Annotated in this window: 17 protein-coding genes; 3 read left to right on the plus strand and 14 right to left on the minus strand. The window is 51.8% G+C overall.

Annotation, left to right across the window (positions count from 1 at the left end):
• Positions 1–73 precede the first annotated feature (73 nt).
• Positions 74–1,807 (minus strand): ABC-F family ATP-binding cassette domain-containing protein, encoded by a 1,734-nt coding sequence (locus ACP3TC_RS10625; RefSeq protein WP_313857512.1) that lies wholly within the window; start codon positions 1,805–1,807, stop codon positions 74–76.
• A gap of 315 nt (positions 1,808–2,122) precedes the next feature.
• On the opposite strand from ACP3TC_RS10625, the gene ampC reads away from it, so the two are divergent.
• Positions 2,123–3,268: a CMY2/MIR/ACT/EC family class C beta-lactamase gene (ampC, locus tag ACP3TC_RS10630; RefSeq protein WP_426818189.1), complete on the plus strand. Its 1,146-nt coding sequence runs from the start codon at positions 2,123–2,125 to the stop codon at positions 3,266–3,268.
• Positions 3,269–3,437: 169 nt separating this feature from the next.
• Here ampC and ACP3TC_RS10635 read toward each other — a convergent pair whose 3' ends face one another.
• The 3 genes from ACP3TC_RS10635 to ACP3TC_RS10645 all read right to left on the minus strand — a co-directional run bounded on the left by ACP3TC_RS10635 (position 3,438) and on the right by ACP3TC_RS10645 (position 6,041).
• Positions 3,438–4,346, minus strand: a complete 909-nt coding sequence (locus ACP3TC_RS10635; protein ID WP_426818190.1) for an alpha/beta fold hydrolase — start codon at positions 4,344–4,346, stop codon at positions 3,438–3,440.
• Positions 4,346–5,362 (minus strand): lipoate--protein ligase A, encoded by a 1,017-nt coding sequence (locus tag ACP3TC_RS10640; RefSeq protein ID WP_426818191.1) that lies wholly within the window; start codon positions 5,360–5,362, stop codon positions 4,346–4,348. Before ACP3TC_RS10640 ends, ACP3TC_RS10635 begins: the two co-directional genes overlap by 1 nt.
• A gap of 175 nt (positions 5,363–5,537) precedes the next feature.
• On the minus strand, positions 5,538–6,041 hold the full coding sequence (locus ACP3TC_RS10645) for a LysR substrate-binding domain-containing protein (protein WP_426818192.1): 504 nt from the start codon (positions 6,039–6,041) through the stop codon (positions 5,538–5,540).
• Positions 6,042–6,147: 106 nt separating this feature from the next.
• Between ACP3TC_RS10645 and ACP3TC_RS10650 the strand changes: the two genes are divergently transcribed.
• Together ACP3TC_RS10650 and ACP3TC_RS10655 are read left to right on the plus strand one after the other, a co-directional pair.
• On the plus strand, positions 6,148–6,867 hold the full coding sequence (locus ACP3TC_RS10650; protein WP_426818193.1) for a hypothetical protein: 720 nt from the start codon (positions 6,148–6,150) through the stop codon (positions 6,865–6,867).
• Positions 6,868–6,951: 84 nt separating this feature from the next.
• Positions 6,952–7,851 (plus strand): LysR family transcriptional regulator, encoded by a 900-nt coding sequence (locus ACP3TC_RS10655; protein ID WP_313857504.1) that lies wholly within the window; start codon positions 6,952–6,954, stop codon positions 7,849–7,851.
• A 25-nt stretch (positions 7,852–7,876) separates the two neighbouring features.
• Here the strand turns inward: ACP3TC_RS10655 and ACP3TC_RS10660 are convergent, their stop codons facing one another.
• The 10 genes from ACP3TC_RS10660 to ACP3TC_RS10705 form a co-directional block, all read right to left on the minus strand.
• On the minus strand, positions 7,877–8,896 hold the full coding sequence (locus ACP3TC_RS10660; protein ID WP_313857503.1) for a zinc-dependent alcohol dehydrogenase family protein: 1,020 nt from the start codon (positions 8,894–8,896) through the stop codon (positions 7,877–7,879).
• A complete protein-coding gene (locus ACP3TC_RS10665; protein ID WP_426818194.1) occupies positions 8,886–9,881 on the minus strand; it encodes a zinc-dependent alcohol dehydrogenase family protein in 996 nt (331 codons plus the stop codon). The genes ACP3TC_RS10660 and ACP3TC_RS10665 overlap by 11 nt, the downstream gene beginning before the upstream one ends.
• Positions 9,882–10,070: 189 nt before the next feature.
• Complete coding sequence (locus ACP3TC_RS10670; protein WP_426818195.1) at positions 10,071–10,364, minus strand: DUF1330 domain-containing protein; 294 nt, start codon at positions 10,362–10,364, stop codon at positions 10,071–10,073.
• 54 nt (positions 10,365–10,418) lie between these two features.
• The gene (locus tag ACP3TC_RS10675; protein WP_426818196.1) at positions 10,419–11,252 is read right to left on the minus strand and encodes an enoyl-CoA hydratase/isomerase family protein; all 834 of its coding nucleotides are present in this window, start codon (positions 11,250–11,252) and stop codon (positions 10,419–10,421) included.
• Positions 11,253–11,532: 280 nt separating this feature from the next.
• Positions 11,533–12,381, minus strand: coding sequence for a hypothetical protein (locus ACP3TC_RS10680; RefSeq protein ID WP_426818197.1), 849 nt, complete (start codon positions 12,379–12,381; stop codon positions 11,533–11,535).
• 314 nt (positions 12,382–12,695) lie between these two features.
• On the minus strand, positions 12,696–13,169 hold the full coding sequence (locus tag ACP3TC_RS10685) for a tellurium resistance protein TerW (RefSeq protein ID WP_313857495.1): 474 nt from the start codon (positions 13,167–13,169) through the stop codon (positions 12,696–12,698).
• 211 nt (positions 13,170–13,380) lie between these two features.
• Entirely contained in the window at positions 13,381–14,337 is a 957-nt protein-coding gene (locus ACP3TC_RS10690; RefSeq protein ID WP_426818198.1) for an HpcH/HpaI aldolase/citrate lyase family protein, read from the minus strand.
• Positions 14,337–15,416: a cysteine protease StiP family protein gene (locus ACP3TC_RS10695; RefSeq protein WP_426818199.1), complete on the minus strand. Its 1,080-nt coding sequence runs from the start codon at positions 15,414–15,416 to the stop codon at positions 14,337–14,339. Before ACP3TC_RS10695 ends, ACP3TC_RS10690 begins: the two co-directional genes overlap by 1 nt.
• Before the next feature lies 1 nt (position 15,417).
• Positions 15,418–16,191, minus strand: coding sequence for a hypothetical protein (locus tag ACP3TC_RS10700; RefSeq protein WP_313857490.1), 774 nt, complete (start codon positions 16,189–16,191; stop codon positions 15,418–15,420).
• On the minus strand, positions 16,184–17,326 hold the full coding sequence (locus ACP3TC_RS10705; RefSeq protein ID WP_426818200.1) for a phosphoribosyltransferase domain-containing protein: 1,143 nt from the start codon (positions 17,324–17,326) through the stop codon (positions 16,184–16,186). Before ACP3TC_RS10705 ends, ACP3TC_RS10700 begins: the two co-directional genes overlap by 8 nt.
• Between the last annotated feature and the right edge of the window lie 5 nt (positions 17,327–17,331).

The raw sequence follows: 17,331 nt of genomic DNA on the forward strand, positions 1-17,331 counted from the left end.
TCTGCCATAACATAACAGACGAAAGTTGCCGCTTAATTAATATTATCCAGGCCGCATCCCTGCGGCCTGAAACTCAGGCTAAATCGAGCAGGGCGTTTATCCGGTCAATTTGTTGCCGCCACTGATATTGCAGCTCAGGTTTCTGATGCTTAGGTTTACGCGCCAGATCGTCTGCCAGTTTACTTTCCAGCTCAAGCAGGTTGCTCAATAAATGCTCCTGCTCACACTGTTCATTGCTAATCGCTGACGCGGTATGCTGCTTTTGCGTCACCGCAGCAGGCGGCGAACTCGCGGCAAGAATGGCACAGACCGGCTCCAGATCCTGCCACTGCTCCAGACGTTGATTATCGATCAGCCAGAAACGATTACAGCTTTTTTCAATCAGCGTGCGGTCGTGGGAAACCAATATTACTGCACCGCTGAAGTTTTTCAGCGTTTGCGCCAGCTGTTCTTTGCCTTCCAAATCCAGATGGTTGGTCGGTTCATCCAGTAATAACAGCGAGTACTCCGCCAGCGTCAGGCCAATAAACAGCAGTCTTGAGCGCTCACCACCGCTCAGGGTGCTGACCCGTTGCTGATGACGCAGGTAAGGAAATCCAGCCGCAATGAGTGCCATTTTGCGCTGATCTTCAGTCAGTGGTGCAAAGCGAGTCAGGGCATCCGTCAGGCTGTCGCTGTCACGCAGCTGCTGCAGACTCTGATCGTAATAGCCCACATGCACGCGTGGATGAAACACCACTGCGGCGTCTGTACCTGCTGGATGATGAAATGCCTGCCATAAATAGTGCAACAGGGACGATTTTCCACAGCCGTTACGCCCTGTCAGAGCAATACGATCGCCGCTTTTGACTTGTAGCGAGTCGATGCTGAACAACACCGGTGCATCTTCAGCCGGGCGTATTTTGAGATCGGACAGTGCCAGCACCCGATCGGCTGCCAGCGCTGAACCGCTAAGACGCAACTGCCACTGGTTACCGCTTGTCAGCTGAGTCTGATCATCTTTCAGTCGTTCGACCTGTTTTTCCATCTGTTTCGCTTTACGCGCCAGTTTTTCGTTATCGTACTGGTTTCCCCAAATAGCCAGCCGTTTGGCACTTTTCGCTATCCGGTCGATTTCTGTTTGCTCAGCCAGGTGACGATGCGCGTCAGCCCGATCTTTCTCAACCAGTGCCGATCGCGCCGCAGTACAAGGCAAACGAAAAAACTGCAGCGTTTTATCACGCAGAATCCAGCTGCAGTTGGTGACGTTATCCAGCAGGCTTCGGTCATGGGAAACCAGCACAAAACTGCCGCTCCAGTTTTGCAGAAACTGTTCCAGCCATAACAGTGTCGGTAAATCGAGATGATTACTGGGTTCATCCAGCAGCAGTAAGTCGGGCTGACGGATCAGCGCGCGAGCCAGTAGCAGGCGGGTATGTTGACCTCCGCTTAATGTGCCCGCAGTCAGTTGCCAACTAATTTCATCAAAGCCAAGCGAGGCCAGCAGTACTTCTGCCTGCCAGTGCTCAACGGGCTGCGTACAGTGTGGAAGGTTAGTCAGTACTGCATCCACCAGGAGACGATGATGCAGTGTGTCAGGCAGAGACTGTTCAACCCTTGCCATCAGGCACTGGCTGGCAGAGGTGACGCTGCCGCGTGTCGCGGAGAGATCGCCGCTAAGGATTTTCAGCAGGGTGCTTTTACCACAGCCGTTGTGGCCAATCAGACCGATACGGTCGCCTTTTTTTAGGCTAAAAGAGACATCAGTCAGCAGTGGACCGAAGGTGTTGTCGTAGCCAACAGATTGTGCAGAAAGCAGTGTGCTCATTGGTTTATCCAGTTTTACAGGCATGGTAGTGCCCTTCGTCAAAATCGCTGACGATAACCGGTAAGCCGGAGGGAAGTTCTTAGAGTGTCATTTAGTTAGCTTCGCTCAGACAGGTTATCGCAGCACGCAGCTGGTAACGCCTGAGCAGAAACGATCGCTAAAAACGAGTGAATAGAGAAACAATTCACTGGTGAGCATAGCAATCCTCCTTTGATAAAATAGGTTAAAAAGTCAGTCGAGTATATTGAGCTTTTAGCTGTTTTGTCATCAGTTAACAGCTAAAATTCCCTCAATTTTTAATTATGGAAAATAGATATGATGCATAAAACCCTTTCCTGTGCGCTGCTGCTTGTCGCGTCAGGTTCCGCGCTGGCAACCACTCAAACGGAAAAACAACTCAGTGGAATTGTTGATGACGTGGTTATTCCTTTGATGAAAGAACAGGCCATTCCCGGCATGGCGGTGGCGGTTATCTATCAAGGTCAGCCTTATTACTTTACCTGGGGAATGGCAGACGTCGCAGGTAAACAGCCCGTCACGCAGCAGACCTTATTCGAGCTCGGCTCCGTGAGTAAAACCTTCACAGGCGTACTGGGCGGCGATGCCATCGCGCGGGGTGAAATTACGCTTAGCGATCCCGTGAATAAATACTGGCCAGCACTGTCCGGGAAACAATGGGAAGGGATCAGTTTGCTGAATCTGGCAACCTATACCGCCGGTGGCTTGCCGCTCCAGGTGCCGGATAGTGTTACCGATGAGTTGTCATTACAGAATTACTATGAAACCTGGCAGCCGCAGTGGACACCGGGCACAACGCGCCTTTATTCGAACGCCAGTATTGGGCTGTTTGGCAAACTGGCGGTTAAACCTTCAGGTATGAACTTTGCGCAGGCGATGAGCAAGCGCGTGTTCCAGCCATTGCAGCTAACGCATACCTGGATACATATTCCACAAAGTGAAGAAAAACACTATGCGTGGGGCTATCGCGATGGAAAGGCCGTTCATGTTTCTCCGGGTATGCTGGATGCTGAAGCCTACGGCGTAAAATCATCAATAGAGGATATGGCAAGCTGGGTGCAGGCCAACATGACACCTTCTGAAGTAAAAGATGCCTCGTTGCAAAAAGGGATTTTGCTTGCACAGTCGCGATACTTGCAGGTAGGAGATATGTATCAGGGGCTGGGCTGGGAGATGCTGAACTGGCCGATGAAAGCAGCCATCGCGGTCGATGGTAGCGATAATAAAGTCGCACTTGCACCGCAAAGTGCGGTAGAAATAAATCCGCCAGCACCAGCATTAAAAGCTTCATGGGTACATAAAACTGGCTCAACCGGCGGATTTGGCAGCTACGTGGCATTTATTCCCGAGAAGAATCTCGGCATCGTGATGCTGGCGAACAAAAGTTATCCTAACCCTGCGCGCGTGGAAGCGGCTTATCATATTCTTTCAGCTTTGCAGTAAACAGCTGGCGGTCAGGCGTCAATAACCGGTGCCATTTTTGAAACACAGCGGCGCATCTTAATCACGAATGCGCCGCTTTTACCCTGGGAATGGTTTGTCGCTCAATAATGTCTTTCGCCAGTGGCTCATAAAATGGCGAAGACATCATTAAACAGCAGCCGTTATACACTCACTGGCCGATAAATTCGCTTACTGCATCCGCAAACTGTTGCGGTTGATCCAGCATAATAAAATGGAAACTGTCATCGATGCGGTGCAGTTTTATCTTCGGTAGTGAAGCATAGGCGTGACGGTAGGTGGCATCGGTGTTTGCCGCCGGAAAACCGTACAGGGTATCCCAGGCATAAACCACTTCAACCGGTGCGGTGATGTTGTGCAGTTCCGGGCGCAAATCGGTGATCATCAATTCCCTTGTTGCATCGGCAACGGTTTGTTTATCGGACTGCAAGCCCGCTTTAATCAGTGCCGGGCGTGCGGCCTGATCTTTGACCAGCCGGGCAATGGCTGCAGTCTGCATCGCTTCAGACTGTTCGTCAGGTGCTGCCATTATCGCCGCACGAAAAGCGTCAGCGCGCGGTTTTACTGCTTCAACCGTGGCATCTGGCGAAAACAGCAGGCTGTAAAAAGGCAGGGCGTCGACCACCATGACACGACCGACACGTTCGGGGTGGCGCGCGGCAATCATCAGCGCCACTTCGCCGCCAAGCGAGTGACCAATAATCGCCGGCGCTGTCAGCCGCTGGCGTTGAATATAATCACCGATCGCCTCTGCCGCGGGTGCCGCCACCAGGTTATCCCGATCGGTAATTGCCGGTTGACCGGCAAATCCGGCAATTTGCACCAGATGCAGCCGGTGCGTTGCGCTCAGCTTTTTTGCCAGTCCGGCCCAGACTTCACGCGAGGAAGCCAGCCCTGGAATCAGGATGATATCCGGCCCCTGGCCTTCGACCACCACGGAAATGCGTTCTGCTGCGGCAGCAGACTGGACGACAGGCTCTGCGTAGGCGAAAGCCGGTAAACAGCAGGCGATAGTGATTGCGGTGGCACAGACTTTCAGCAATCGTCGTTGGCTTTTCATTATCGCAACGTCTCCGTCAGCCACTGCTCCAGCTGTTTAAGTTCGACTGCCTGTTGCGGAAAATCCGCGACTAATTGCTGCATATGATTTTCCACAACGTCAGGTCGATATTCAGCACCTTGCAGTTTTTGCGCCAGCACCTCCAGCGGGGCCGGATTAAGACTGTCGGTGAAAATCTGGCAGCGGCTGATAATGCCGCGCTCAACGTCAAAATGAATCTCGACGCCGCCCCAGCTAAAGCGCTGGTCGAGGAGATGTGAGAAGTCCGGCGCCTGGCCGAAGTTCCACTCCCAGCTGCTCTGTTTAGCAAACTGCTGCTCAAATCCGGGTAAGTCGGGTAATGCGTCGGGAGAAATACGTTCCGGTTCACAGCGGGTATTAAAATGGCTGAAGAACGACTCGGTGATGGCTTCACACAGCCGCTCAAAACTGACGCCAGACACCAGTTCTTCAAGGTTCGCTACCCGCGAACGCACCGAGGTGATGCCTTTGGCCTGTAACTTTTTCACGTCCGGATTGAGATAATCGGCGAGGCGAGAAAGATCGGCATTCAGCAGGATTGTCCCGTGGTGGAAGCCGCGATCCGGCGTTTCGCGATAGGCAGAACCCGAGATTTTACGGCTGCCGTCAGCGGTGTTGACCACCAGGTCATTGCGTCCGGAAGCTTCCGCCGGAATGCCAAGAGTTTCGAGCGCACGCAGAATGATTCCGGTTGAGACGCTTTTATCGTACTCCGGTTTGCCCGCCATAAAGGTAAAGCAGCAGTTACCCAGATCGTGAAACACCGCGCCGCCACCGCTGCTGCGGCGCGCCAGTTTGATGCCATCCTCCGCCATGCGTCGGGTATTACACTCTTTCCACGGATTCTGCGCCCGGCCAATGACCACCGTGTCTGCATTACGCCACAAAAACAGCACGCGCTGAGTGGCGGGCATCTGGCGAAAAATACAGTCTTCAACCGCCAGATTGAACCAAGGGTCGTTAGACTCGGATAACAGCAAACGCAGTGTGGACATTGATCACTCCAGTTCCGTGAGAGGGGTGCCGGGCATATGGCATGGCAATAATACTATCCCGGACAGAGAGATACCAATTAGCCAGAAGCGCGATTTACTCCTGGCGACGCGATTAAAGCTGATCCATTCTGCGTTTGATGCCGAGTGGCATTGCTCAGGCTTGCTCCCATTGCGTCTATTTCTTTCTGGTTTTTAATAAATCGTTAAACTCACTGGTCATAAAATCCACGAATACACGCACTTTCGGCGTCATTTGTCTTGCACTGGGCCAGAGCAAATGAAATGTAGTATCTGTCTGTTTTAGAGAGGTTTCTAATACCGTCTGTAGCTCACCACTAGCAAGTGCCGTTCTCACTGAATAATCTGGCAAGCAGGCAATTCCGCATCCTTGTTTTACGGTAAACAGCAATGCTTCCAGGCTGCTGCAGATCATGGTGACGGGAAGCGACTGGCTGTTACCGGATTGAGCCGGATAACGCAGAGGCCAGTGGGCTTTTATCCCGCTACTGGGATATCGATAATGTAAGCAAGCATGCTCACTGAGATCCTCAGGCCGGGAAGGTGTTCCACGTCGTTTGAAATAATCAGGAGAGCCTACCAGGCACAGGCGATATTTTCCCAGCGGACGGGAAATCAAGCGCGAATCGCTTAATTTTCCCCCGCGGATAACCACATCCATACCATCTTCAATAACATCGGCCAGGCGATCTGAAAAATCGAGATCAAGTAATACGGCAGAGTCAGAAGCGATCCTTGCCCTGGCTGAAAAGCAGGGCGTCAGGCACGTGGTCGGGCTTCAGCGCCGCTTTTCACCAAGCTCACGCTACTGGCATGATCTGATAAAGCAGGGCTACGTGGGGAACATCAGATCGGTGCGGATGTCGGTTGGCGTCGACGCCTTCGGCCAGGTGATGCCAGAATTCGTCAGATGGGCGCTGGACGCAGCCAACTTTACCGAGTTGTTGTCCGTCTACGGCGGCCACTTCCATGACATGCTGTTCCATGGCGTAGGTTTCCCACAAAAGCTGGTGGCCATCACTGAAAACCACTTTCCGCTGACGACGCTGGCGGAAACCGGTGAAAAAGTGCCCTATATCAGTGCTAATGAAGTGATGGTCATAGGGACGCTGACCGGTGGCGGATTATTCTCGGTCCAGCTTGAGGGGGCACAGACATTACGCACCGGGCTGCAGATTGACATTACCGGCACTGAAGGCGTGTTGCGCATTACCAATGAACGTGCATTCCAGAATAGGCATGATAATAAAATTTCGGCTATGCGCGATGGCTCAGAAGTGTTTACTGAGCTGCCGGTACCTGCTGAATACGCGTATTTACCCGTCTCGCATCTCGAAGCCAGTACCCAGGACGTCGCCTATTTATATGCCGCTTACGCCGGTGATAAGGCGTCCGGCTCTTGTGAAGCGACCACATTTGAGGATGCGCTGCGTCAGCATCAGCTGATTGATCAGATAACTAAATCCTCTAAGTCCTTCTTTAGCTAAAAGGGACTGTTAGAATAATGGATATATGTTCACCTGCAGAATGCCTGATTATGGAACTGATTCTGTCAACACATCGGGCCCGCGATGCAAAATAAACTGGAAATGCTGCGTATATTTTGTACCGTCGCAGAGTCAAGAAACTTTAAAGATGCTGCGATACTTCTCGGCATTTCACCTCAGGCGGTAACCCGCGCGGTTAAGGAACTCGAACAGCAGCGCGGGGAGATTCTGTTTTATCGCAGCACCCGGCAGATGAAAATTACCGCCGATGGTGAACGTCTGGCGCAATATGCCCGGCAAGCAGTTAACGCTGTCGACAAATTATTGACGGCACATCAGCAGCCAGCGTCAGATGAGATGCGCGGCCCCGTCCGGTTGACGGTATCTTCCGTGTTTGGGCGTAAGTTTGTTATTCCGGCGTTAACTCAATTTTCACGGCGTTATCCGGATATTGTGGTGGACTGCATCCTGACGGATACCCACAGCGATGTGATTGATGAGCGAATAGACATCGGCATCCGCTTCGGTTTTTTACCCGATAACCGTTATGTGGCGCGTGAACTGACTAAAATTCAATTTTTTTCAGTCGGCACGCCTGAGTTGATTGGCCAGACAGGCATGCCAACGCGCATTGATCAGCTGGACTCATTTCCACTGACGGCATTGGTTGATCATAAAACCGGACGTTACTGGCCATGGAGTTTCAACAATGCGCGAAGCTTTACGCCGTCGAACCCACGCTTTATTACCGATGATCTGGAAGCAGAGTTTCACGCGGTGCTCGATGGCATCGGTTTTGGATTTATGCCGGGCTTTCTGGCACTGCCTTACTTAAAAAGTGGCCGCCTGATTCAGGTTCTGGAAGACAATACCGCCGCAAGCTGGGGGCTCTATCTTTACCGGCCACAACGCGGGCCAACATCAATGCGGATCAGGGTGCTGTACGATTATCTGGCAGAGGTTTTAGCGGATATTGAGACCTGACCTTATGCACGTCAGGTGGGGCAGGTTAAGGGGTCGCAACGCGAACGATGATCTTACCAATTTGCCGGTTTGATTCCAGATATCGGTGAGCGTCCGGCATCTGTTCGAAGCTAAATATCTTATCCAGTTGAGGTTTAAGATAGCCTGCCTCAATGCCGCTCAGGATGAAACGTTTTGCCCGTTTCCGAATGACGGGATCGTGCAACACTTCGAGGAACAGGAATCCCGACATCGTCAGACTTTTACGCAGTGCAAGCTTGAGCGGAAACGGCGTCGCTTCCGGACTCAGGGCACCATGTATCACCAGTCGCCCCTTCACCGCCAATGCGCTGGCAATCTGTTCAACCTGCGGCCCGCCGACCGCATCAAATGCGGCGTTAAGATGTTCTCCCCCCAGTCTCGAGACAATCGCCTGATACAGATCAGGTTCCTCTTCACTGGCGATAACATCTTCGACGCCAAGCGCAGATAAATGCTGTTTTTTCGCTACGGTGAGTGTGCTGGCAATCACTCTGGCACCGGCAGATTGTGCGATCTGAATCGCAGCCAAACCGACGCTACTGGATGCCGCCGTCACTAATAGCGTCTCGCCTTTTTTCAACCCGGCAGCATGGATTATCCCGCCATAGGCGGTGAGATACTGCATCCAGATGGATGCGGATTGCTCCCAGCTGAGACTGGCAGGTTTAGCGACCAGCAGCGATTCAGGGACAATCAGTTGGTCGGCATAGGTGCCAAAGCGGGCAAGACTGGATGAGGGCAGGATAGAAACGTGATCACCGGGTGAGAATTGCCTGACATCTTTTCCAGCCGAGATAACCACGCCTGCACCTTCGTAACCGAGACGTGAAGGAAATTCTGCTTTCTCAATGTAAGTGCCGCGACGAAACATAGCATCGGCCCGGTTAAGACCGATGGTTTTCATCTGAACCAACACGTCGTTCCCGGCTGGCTGAGCCAGGGGAAGATTTTCCAGTTCAAGAACATCAGCATCGCCCGTTCGATGGAAGCGCCAGGTGCGTGCCTGTAAGGGTTTATTTAACATCAATGACCACCTTAATCGATGCCGAACCCTGCTGCACTGCGTGATGCGCATCGATGGCCTGATCGAGATTGAAATGACGGGCGTCGACGACAGGGCGGATTTTACCTTCTTCAATCAGACGGGTCGCGGCGTCCAGTATCTCACCATGATGAGCGCGAGCATTTCCGGATAGCATCGGCATCAGGACAAATACGCCAGACAGCGTGGCACAACGTAACGACGACACCGCCAGATTATGTTCACCAAATGCTGCACAGCTGGTGATATGCCCGTAGTGTCGGGTCATGCCCAGTGAATCTTGCAAAACCTTGCCACCCACGGTGTCATATACAATGTCGAAGCCCGCGCCAGCGGTACAGTTGTTGACAATCTCTTGCGCTGAAAGTGCGCGGTAATCCAGCGGCGTGGCACCTAATTGAGCAATCAGTGATTGTTTAGCCGTTGAGCCGGTGGCCCAGACATTGGCACCGAGCGCTTTTGCCAGTTGCACAACCATACTGCCAACGCCTCCTGCGCCGCCCTGAACCAGTATATTTTGCCCTGGCTTTACCCGCGCATTATCAACCAGGCCTTCCCAGGCGGTTAATAAGGTTAACGGAATGGCAGCGGCTTCGCGCATGGATAAATTACGCGGTTTAAGCGCCAGTAAATCGACATCAACCGCAGCATATTGTGCAAGAGAGCCCTGAAGTCCGCGAACACCGCCGGTCAGGCCATAAACTTCATCGCCGACGTTAAATCGTTCAACGCCTTCACCCACGGCAACAATGACGCCCGCCATATCAGTACCCAGCACAGCCGGTAACTCCGGCATGGCGTAAGGCGCTTCCCCGAGGCGAATTTTGTAATCGATAGGATTGACGCCACTGGCGTGTATCTCTACCAGTACCTGGCCAGCTGCCGCGGTTGGTACCGGCAGTTGAACAGGGGAAAATTGTTCATCAGCAAAATTTTCCAGCTGCAGTGCAGTCATCATGGTTTTCATAACGTTAATCCCTGAGAAGAAATATGGGATTCAATATATCAGTCCTGATGATTACAGATAATGAAACTCTCCGGATTTAATAATTCCATAAAATGGCATTAATCAGCTGGCGTGGCGGAAATGATGCTGATAGTCAGGACAGAATCAGGTACAGCCAACAGCATCAAAGCTGTATCCATTAACCAGCGCTTAGCTCTGCACACCTTCAACGATAAACACTCGATAATCAGCACCTTTCAGACGGTGCTTCAGGGCTTGCTGATAGAGAGGACTTTCATACGATGCTTTGGCATCAGCCAGAGTCGGAAACTCAAGGATAACTGCGCCATCCACCGGAGACCCTTCCAGAGTTTCAACCGCGCCATAGAAAGCGAGTGGGGTAATCGGATGCCCAACTGATGCGGCAGGGGCACTCTTCTCATATTTGCTGAATTCAACTGGATCGGTGATTCGGTCACGAACGTAAACAATATAGGCGCTCATGGATACTCCTTTTCAACGTGATAAAAGGTTTTGGCTGGCTGAAACAGGGTTGTCTCATTCTGACGGCTCGTCGCCTAAGCGCTCACCCATATTCAGCTCGAAATCGCCGACTTGACCAAAGCCAGCAGCGGTCAGTCTGGTAAAGGCTTTCTGTGCCTCAGGCCACAAGTCAACGCCGTGCAGGATATGGTTTGATGTCCACAGTTCTCCTTCAGAAGGAACGCCAGCTCGTTGGTTGACCATTTTTTTGCCGGTCTCCAGCGCACGCTTTTCAAATCGTGACAGACGTTGGGCAAAAGCATCGACAAAGGCGTCAAGTTCGGCATCAGGAACAGAGCGGTTGATGAAGCCGTAGCGTTCACCGGTATCGGCATCAAAATCGTCGGCGCCGAGGACGATTTCCAGCGTGCGCGAGCGGCCGACCAGAGCGGACAGCCATTCAACGCCACCGCCGCCTGGAATCGATGAGCCTCCAAGCTCGATTAATGCAAACTTTGCGCGTTCTCTGGAGGCGAAACGCATATCACAGGCCAGAGCAAACTCAAATCCCTGCGCCCGGGCACGGCCGCGAATCTTGGCAATGCTGATAACGGAGGACTGTGCCAGACGAGTGACGAAAGTCGGCCAATGGTAAAAAAACGGAGCCGCTCCTGGCTGGTCAGGAATCGTCGTGCGGTTGACAACATCATGATGATTCATAAAGAAATCCTGATTCGCACTTTCGAATACCACCACCTTCAGATCGTTATCCCGCTCAATGTCATCCATCAGCACGTTAAGCTCAGCAAACATCCATGGATCAAAAAGATTCAGGGGAGGATTATTGATGACGATACGCCACCAGGCCTGAGATTCACGGATGATATTGAGTCGTTTTTCACTGTTCATATGAAGTCCCTCGCTGATTTACCTAAGCTTGTCAGATTCATTATTAGTTCGCCGCCATCAGGGAGAGCGGGATGTGTAAGTATTAACAACGGTTTTATACTAGCCAATTTGTATAAGCGGATTAAGCAGGTGGATGCGCACAACACTAATGACAAAATTGTCAGCAATGGACGGGCGCGACTTAAAGAGACAGGGAGATAAAATCGGGTTTTTATCATTGAGGATGTGGCATCGGACAGAGAAGCAACCAGAGGTTAAATGCTAACCTCTGGCTTGATTTTTAGTTGTAGGTGTTATCGATTACTTTGATGGTTTTTCCGTCTGGCGCTTTTATGATGTTGAAATACTTTCCTGTCGATTTATTTTCCACTAATACATCGATGTCATTGATTCCGTCATTATCAAAATCCATTTGAGAAGATAATGCAACCGGCAGCAGAGAGTCATCATCAGACACGTCGATATAACTGACTTGATTATTACTTTTGACCACTCTTATTCGCACGCTTCCGTTATCTTTATCCCTGGATAAATTATATACATTGCCTGCGTCAACATCGGTATCAACAATAATGTCGTTATTTAATATCAGATTATTTTCGCAACCAATAATCGCCACGCCAGAGATATCAGCACCCGCATATTCTGAACCCGGCTCAGAACTGGTATCATCAATTTTTATAAATGAGTAATTACTGTCGGCTACGCCACCGACAGCATAACCAAGAACATGACCTACACTGTTATTCTTCTGTTCCTTCAACGTCGCCTGATGCCAGTTAACGTTGTCAGATGAAACATACACATCCATCCCGGCGAACTCACCTTTTTCATAAATATAGAAAACTGGCTGTCCATCCGCTGTCGGATTGATATGCAGCGGAAATATCCCTAACGTTGTGCTGCCTTTTCTTCCCAGTGAGGTGTAAGCTTGATCAGGCATGCCAAGCATATTTGAGACATCATTATAGGGAGGAGAAACACCAGCGCCTGGTTGGTAACTCTCAACGCTGGTAATAAATCCTGAAGCCTCTTCAGGAATCTCCGGATAGCCGCCATACGATGTTGCTGTACAAATAGCCGGAATGAATAATGCCATAAATACACAGACCGTGATTTTCACTTTCATGTTAAATCCTCATATTTAAAATAATATCCGGGAATTGTTGCTATTTGCGCACGTTAACCTCTTCTTTATCCAGTTAAGATAATAAACGCGCATCAGCCTTAAGCTTTATTTGCTGATTCACTATGTACGACATCCCCGTAAAAAAGTGCAAATATTATTTTCCGAATGGGCATTGCAGCTATTTTATTTATCATGTTGATATTTAACAGTCGAGTATCTGATGTCAGGTGAGATTAAATTTATGCCATAAGGGGAGCCGCCAGCACGGCTGTATTTCATAATTCGGTACTGGCGTAATTCAGGGGAAGGGGAGATCAGGCGGTTTTGTTTTGTGCCTGCAGTTTAACTACCAGCTCATCCAGACAGCGCCCGACCAGCATTTCGACCGCTTCACTGCGCGAGGTTTCACTGACCCGTGCCAGTTTGTCAATTTTGCGCAGTATCGACATTCTCAGCGACAGCGAAACCGCTTTTTTCTTTTCTTTATCGAGGAATACCCGGCTGACCGCTTCGGTCGTTTTCAGCTCGGCATGGGCCGCCAGCGCTTCGGTCATCCGGCGCAGCGTTTTTTTATCCAGTTGTCCGGGTTGAGTCAGCTGATAAGAGTGGGTGGCCTTACTATACTTAATTTCAGCTCCCCATAATTCCCGCAGCTCTTTCAGCGCGCGGGTTAACGTCGGTTCTGAACACTCCAGTGAGGAGATGATTCGTGCAGCAGACACCGGCTTCCCTGAGCCAAGAATATTCGCCAGAGTATAGATTCGGGCTTGTCGCGTATTAAGCTGCATATTAGTTAACGCCTGCATTCATAGTCGAAGGTTCAATGGTACGAATCTCGTCCGGATCCACATTTCTGATCGCCATCCTGGCTAAACGGCTGCACAACAATATGTCTTTTTTTGCCATTGAGGGCACAGACCTTATCAGCAATATCATAAACCTAAGCTAAATCAACAAATAATAATTAGCACGCGAATCTTTTTACTGCCGGACACCCAATTAGTTATTCGGTGTTGCCTGTATCAGGCGGACACCTTCCTGAGATTTATCTGCTGCAATGCCGTAGACCTGCGCTCTGGCAAGAATGCCGGATGCCCAGCGTCGGTGCGTTGCCGGTTCGCACATCGCTCCCTGTGACTTAAATACCGCCTGCGTTGAGTTGAGAATCCGCAGGGCGTCAGCATGATCGGTGGCGGTAACCATCAATGCCTGTTCGATTTTACTGATTTGATTGGGATGGATAGCGGTTTTACCCACCAGGCCATGAGCAATATCCAGCGCCAGTTCCTGATCCATAATCTGGTGATCGTCAATATGTTCACAAACCGGTGCGGTCAGCGCGAAATCTCGCGAGGAAAATACCGCTACCAGCATTTTAATCACGTAGCCCATCGGGCTGTCATACAGGGTGTGGTTGCGTGAGCGTCGCAGCGAGACCACGTTCATCAGGTCATTACCACCGATGCGTAACGCGATGATACGTTCATAACATGCGTGACGTTGTAACGTAACTGCCAGCTCACGCATTTGCAGCACGTCGAACACTTCTTCAGTTTCCAGCGTGGGCATCATGCACAGGTGGGTATCCTGCATAATTCGCCACCACACCGGCAGCGACTGTTGCGTAAACTTGGGCAATACCAGTCCATCTACCGCGCTTAAGTCCATGCTGTTAATCAGCAGTTCACCCATTTCGGCATGACGCGGCCGGATAAACACCAGTGGCCAGTGGTCGCGGCCGGCGGCATTTTTAGCGTCGGTCAGCCGTGTCAGCATCAGCTGTAAATTACTCAGCGCCAGCGGTACATCAGCATCGCAGACTGCATCTTCCAGACAGATCACCAGCGAACGCAGCCCGGCGATCTTGTTATTTACAATCGCGTCCGCAATATCACTTCGCACCGCAGGCATATACAGCGTTGCGCCCAGACGCCAGGCAGAGAGCCGATTGTTCATCAGAGTACCTTCTTGATAATAGTCACCGCGCGGTACTGCCCGAGCGCATCGCCGGCTTCAGTGATGGTTAAGCCTTTTTCTCGCGCCAGATACACCAGTAACGCCACGTCCGGATCGTCAACTGAGCGAACAAACACATGGTCAGGAACGCGGCGCAGCACCGCGCGCGTCGCTTCGGCAATGCCGGGCTTAATCCGGTTAACACTGGAAATATTGAATTGTTCAGCCAGTTCGCTGATGACCTGTTCACTTTTCAGTTTCAAAGGGGCTTTTTGCTCAGGCTGCCAGTCACAAGCGGGGATTGCGTCGATATTCAGGGTATGACGGTATTCGGCAACGGTATCGACCAGTTGACGGCTGCATTCAAACTGCGCCAGATGATCGCATTTGACGCAGCCATGCAGCCCGGTTTCTGACCAGATAGATCGGGAAATCATGCCGGATACCGGCGCGCCCATAATGCCAAAAGGGATTAGCCAGTCATCATCACTGGCGGCCAGCCACGAACGACCACAGGGATCGGCGAGAACCACCAGTCGGGGCTGAGCAGGGTAGCCAGCACGATGCTTTAGCGAGCGCGTCAGTTCGCCGGTAATTGCACCTTTACCGGTCCAGCCGTCGACGAAAACAATCCCTTCGGTACCATGACGTGCTTCGATCCACTCCAGCGCGACGCTGTCGATACCACGATCGCGAATAATACTGATGCCGTAGTGATACGACTCCTTACCCAGCGCGCGCAGAGTTTGTTGCAGCATCACGCCGAGCGGCACCCCGGCGCGTACCAGGCTGGTCAGCACCACTGGCGTCTGCGGGAAGCGCTCAATCAGCGCTTTTGCCAACATAATCACTTCTCTGGCCAGACGCCCGGCACCCTGATCCAGCGCCTGAGAAAACAGATCCAGATGCCAGGCGGTGGGTTCCGGTTCCTGACTGAGCATTTCGGAATAATGGCGGGTGCCAGACTGAATAAGCTGCTCTTTTTGTTCAACCGGTGTCATTTCCATCTCAACCGGTTGCAGCAGAAAGTGCACATCCTGCGGCAGGTAGGAACCGGAAAAAGGAGTGAAGTCCTGCATATTATTGTTCTCCGAAAAGGGTACGACTTATCTTCTCAGCAAACTGACTCTGACGCGGCAAGCCATACCAGCTACAGAGTTTCATAAAGCGGTGATCGCTCAGGCTGTCACCGAGGCCAATCACTGGAAATACCCCGCGCTCGTTACGCAGTTTTTCCAGCAGGTAACTCACTGCCAGCCCTTTTTCTACCACCACCGGCAGCCAGGCAACGTTATTACTGTTGCGATGGATGTAATAGCCTTCGGTCGGAAACAGCTGTTCAATCTCATCCGCAATGGCGTACAGCTCATCAAGACGAGTACTGTCGCAGTGCTTCATTACCAGATAAACCGGCGTCTCAGCGTATTCGTAATTAATTCGCGCCCAGCCATCAATATTACGCGCCGCCATTAAGTCGGTGATGGCTTGCTGCATCGCCAGCAATTCAGCGGCATAGGGTTGCAGCGCTGCCAGCATTATCGCTTGCCACTGTGGATCAGGTTCCCCTTGCGGATTAAGGATCACCGCACCGTGAGTGGTGACTGCCCAGGAGTGAAAGGGGATTTTGACCCGACTTATCTCTTCTGTACCCCTGGCCGTTACCGGAATCAGCTCGCCGTGTTCCAGCATCCAGTCAACCAGCATCGCCTGCTCTTCAGTCATAAAACTGCGCGGCTGCAGGCTGCGGTCAAGGGCGCCAGTACGGAACGGCTCGAGGTTCAGTTCATCGACCATTTTGCGTCGGGTCTGAAACAAAGTATCGTCCAGATCTGAAAAAATAACCGGTTTACTCATAGCAAATAATCTCAACGTCGGGAGCCACTTTTCTCAGGGCTGCGATTAAAAGGGGGTCAACGCTGTCTGCCGGGGTTTCAGTACAGAGCAAAATACGGTCAAACTGTTGATCGGCCACGTTATAGACATAGTTAGCAATTCCCAGCCCATAGTTATCGGTAAAGGCAATTGCCGACTGAATGGCGAAACCGATGGCAATCGGTGAACGGGTAGTAGAACTGTATTTAACCTCTGCGCCGAGTTTTTCCAGCCGCTCTGCCAGCAGAAACGGTTCCCAGACGAATTCGCCACTGCCGAGCACCAGAATTTTTTCTCCTGCCTTTGGCTGAATCCCGATGCCGAGATCGGCGGCTGGCTGGGCCATACCCAGGCGTCCCCAGCTCTGTTTGCCGCTGATTGCCACGCTGCCGCTTGAGGAGACATTAACATCAGGCATGACCGGTACTGGCGCATCGGGTTTTTGCTGCCAGTGCCAGTCGCCTTGCACCAGCGAAACGCTCTGCACCGGCAACGGGCAGCGCTGCGCGACAGCGTCCCCGCTCCAGTCGGTGAGAGTGACGGTAATCACCTCGGCGATATGCTGTAATCCGCCATCATTCTTCAGTGCTTCGAGCAGATTAATAAAGGTGTTGCCGGTGGTCGCTTCATCATCAATCAGCACCAGGGTGCGTGCTTCCAGTACCCGGCGGCGCAGTTCCGCATCCTGCGGCAGATAAAGCAGGTGATCGGTCGCATGGCTGTGATTTTCTTTAAACTCGCACAGCAGTTCACCGGCCACCGGATGACGCGTCGAGGTCAGATAAACTGATTCATCTAGCTGTTGACGCATTTCGTCGAAGACGCCTGCACCCAGTCCGACGGCGGTTTCCGCCATACCGATAAACAGCACCGGGCCAGGTGAAACCGAGGGAAACCGTTCGGCCAGTTGACGATAGACCGCGCGCATGACGCCAGGGCTGACCGGAATGTGTCGGCCCAGTACTTTGCTGACAAACAGAAAGGCACGTTTTGGATTACGCCGCTCGGCAATGTCGAACAACTGATCGAGTGCCGCCGCGTCGCCGCGCGGGGTGACGCTCAGCGTACCGCAGGAAAGCGTCCGGCAATAAGGCGTCGGCCCATGGAGATGGTTCAAGATGG

This window comes from Winslowiella sp. 2C04, from assembly GCF_050037805.1.
Taxonomy (GTDB): Bacteria; Pseudomonadota; Gammaproteobacteria; order Enterobacterales; family Enterobacteriaceae; genus Erwinia; species Erwinia toletana_A.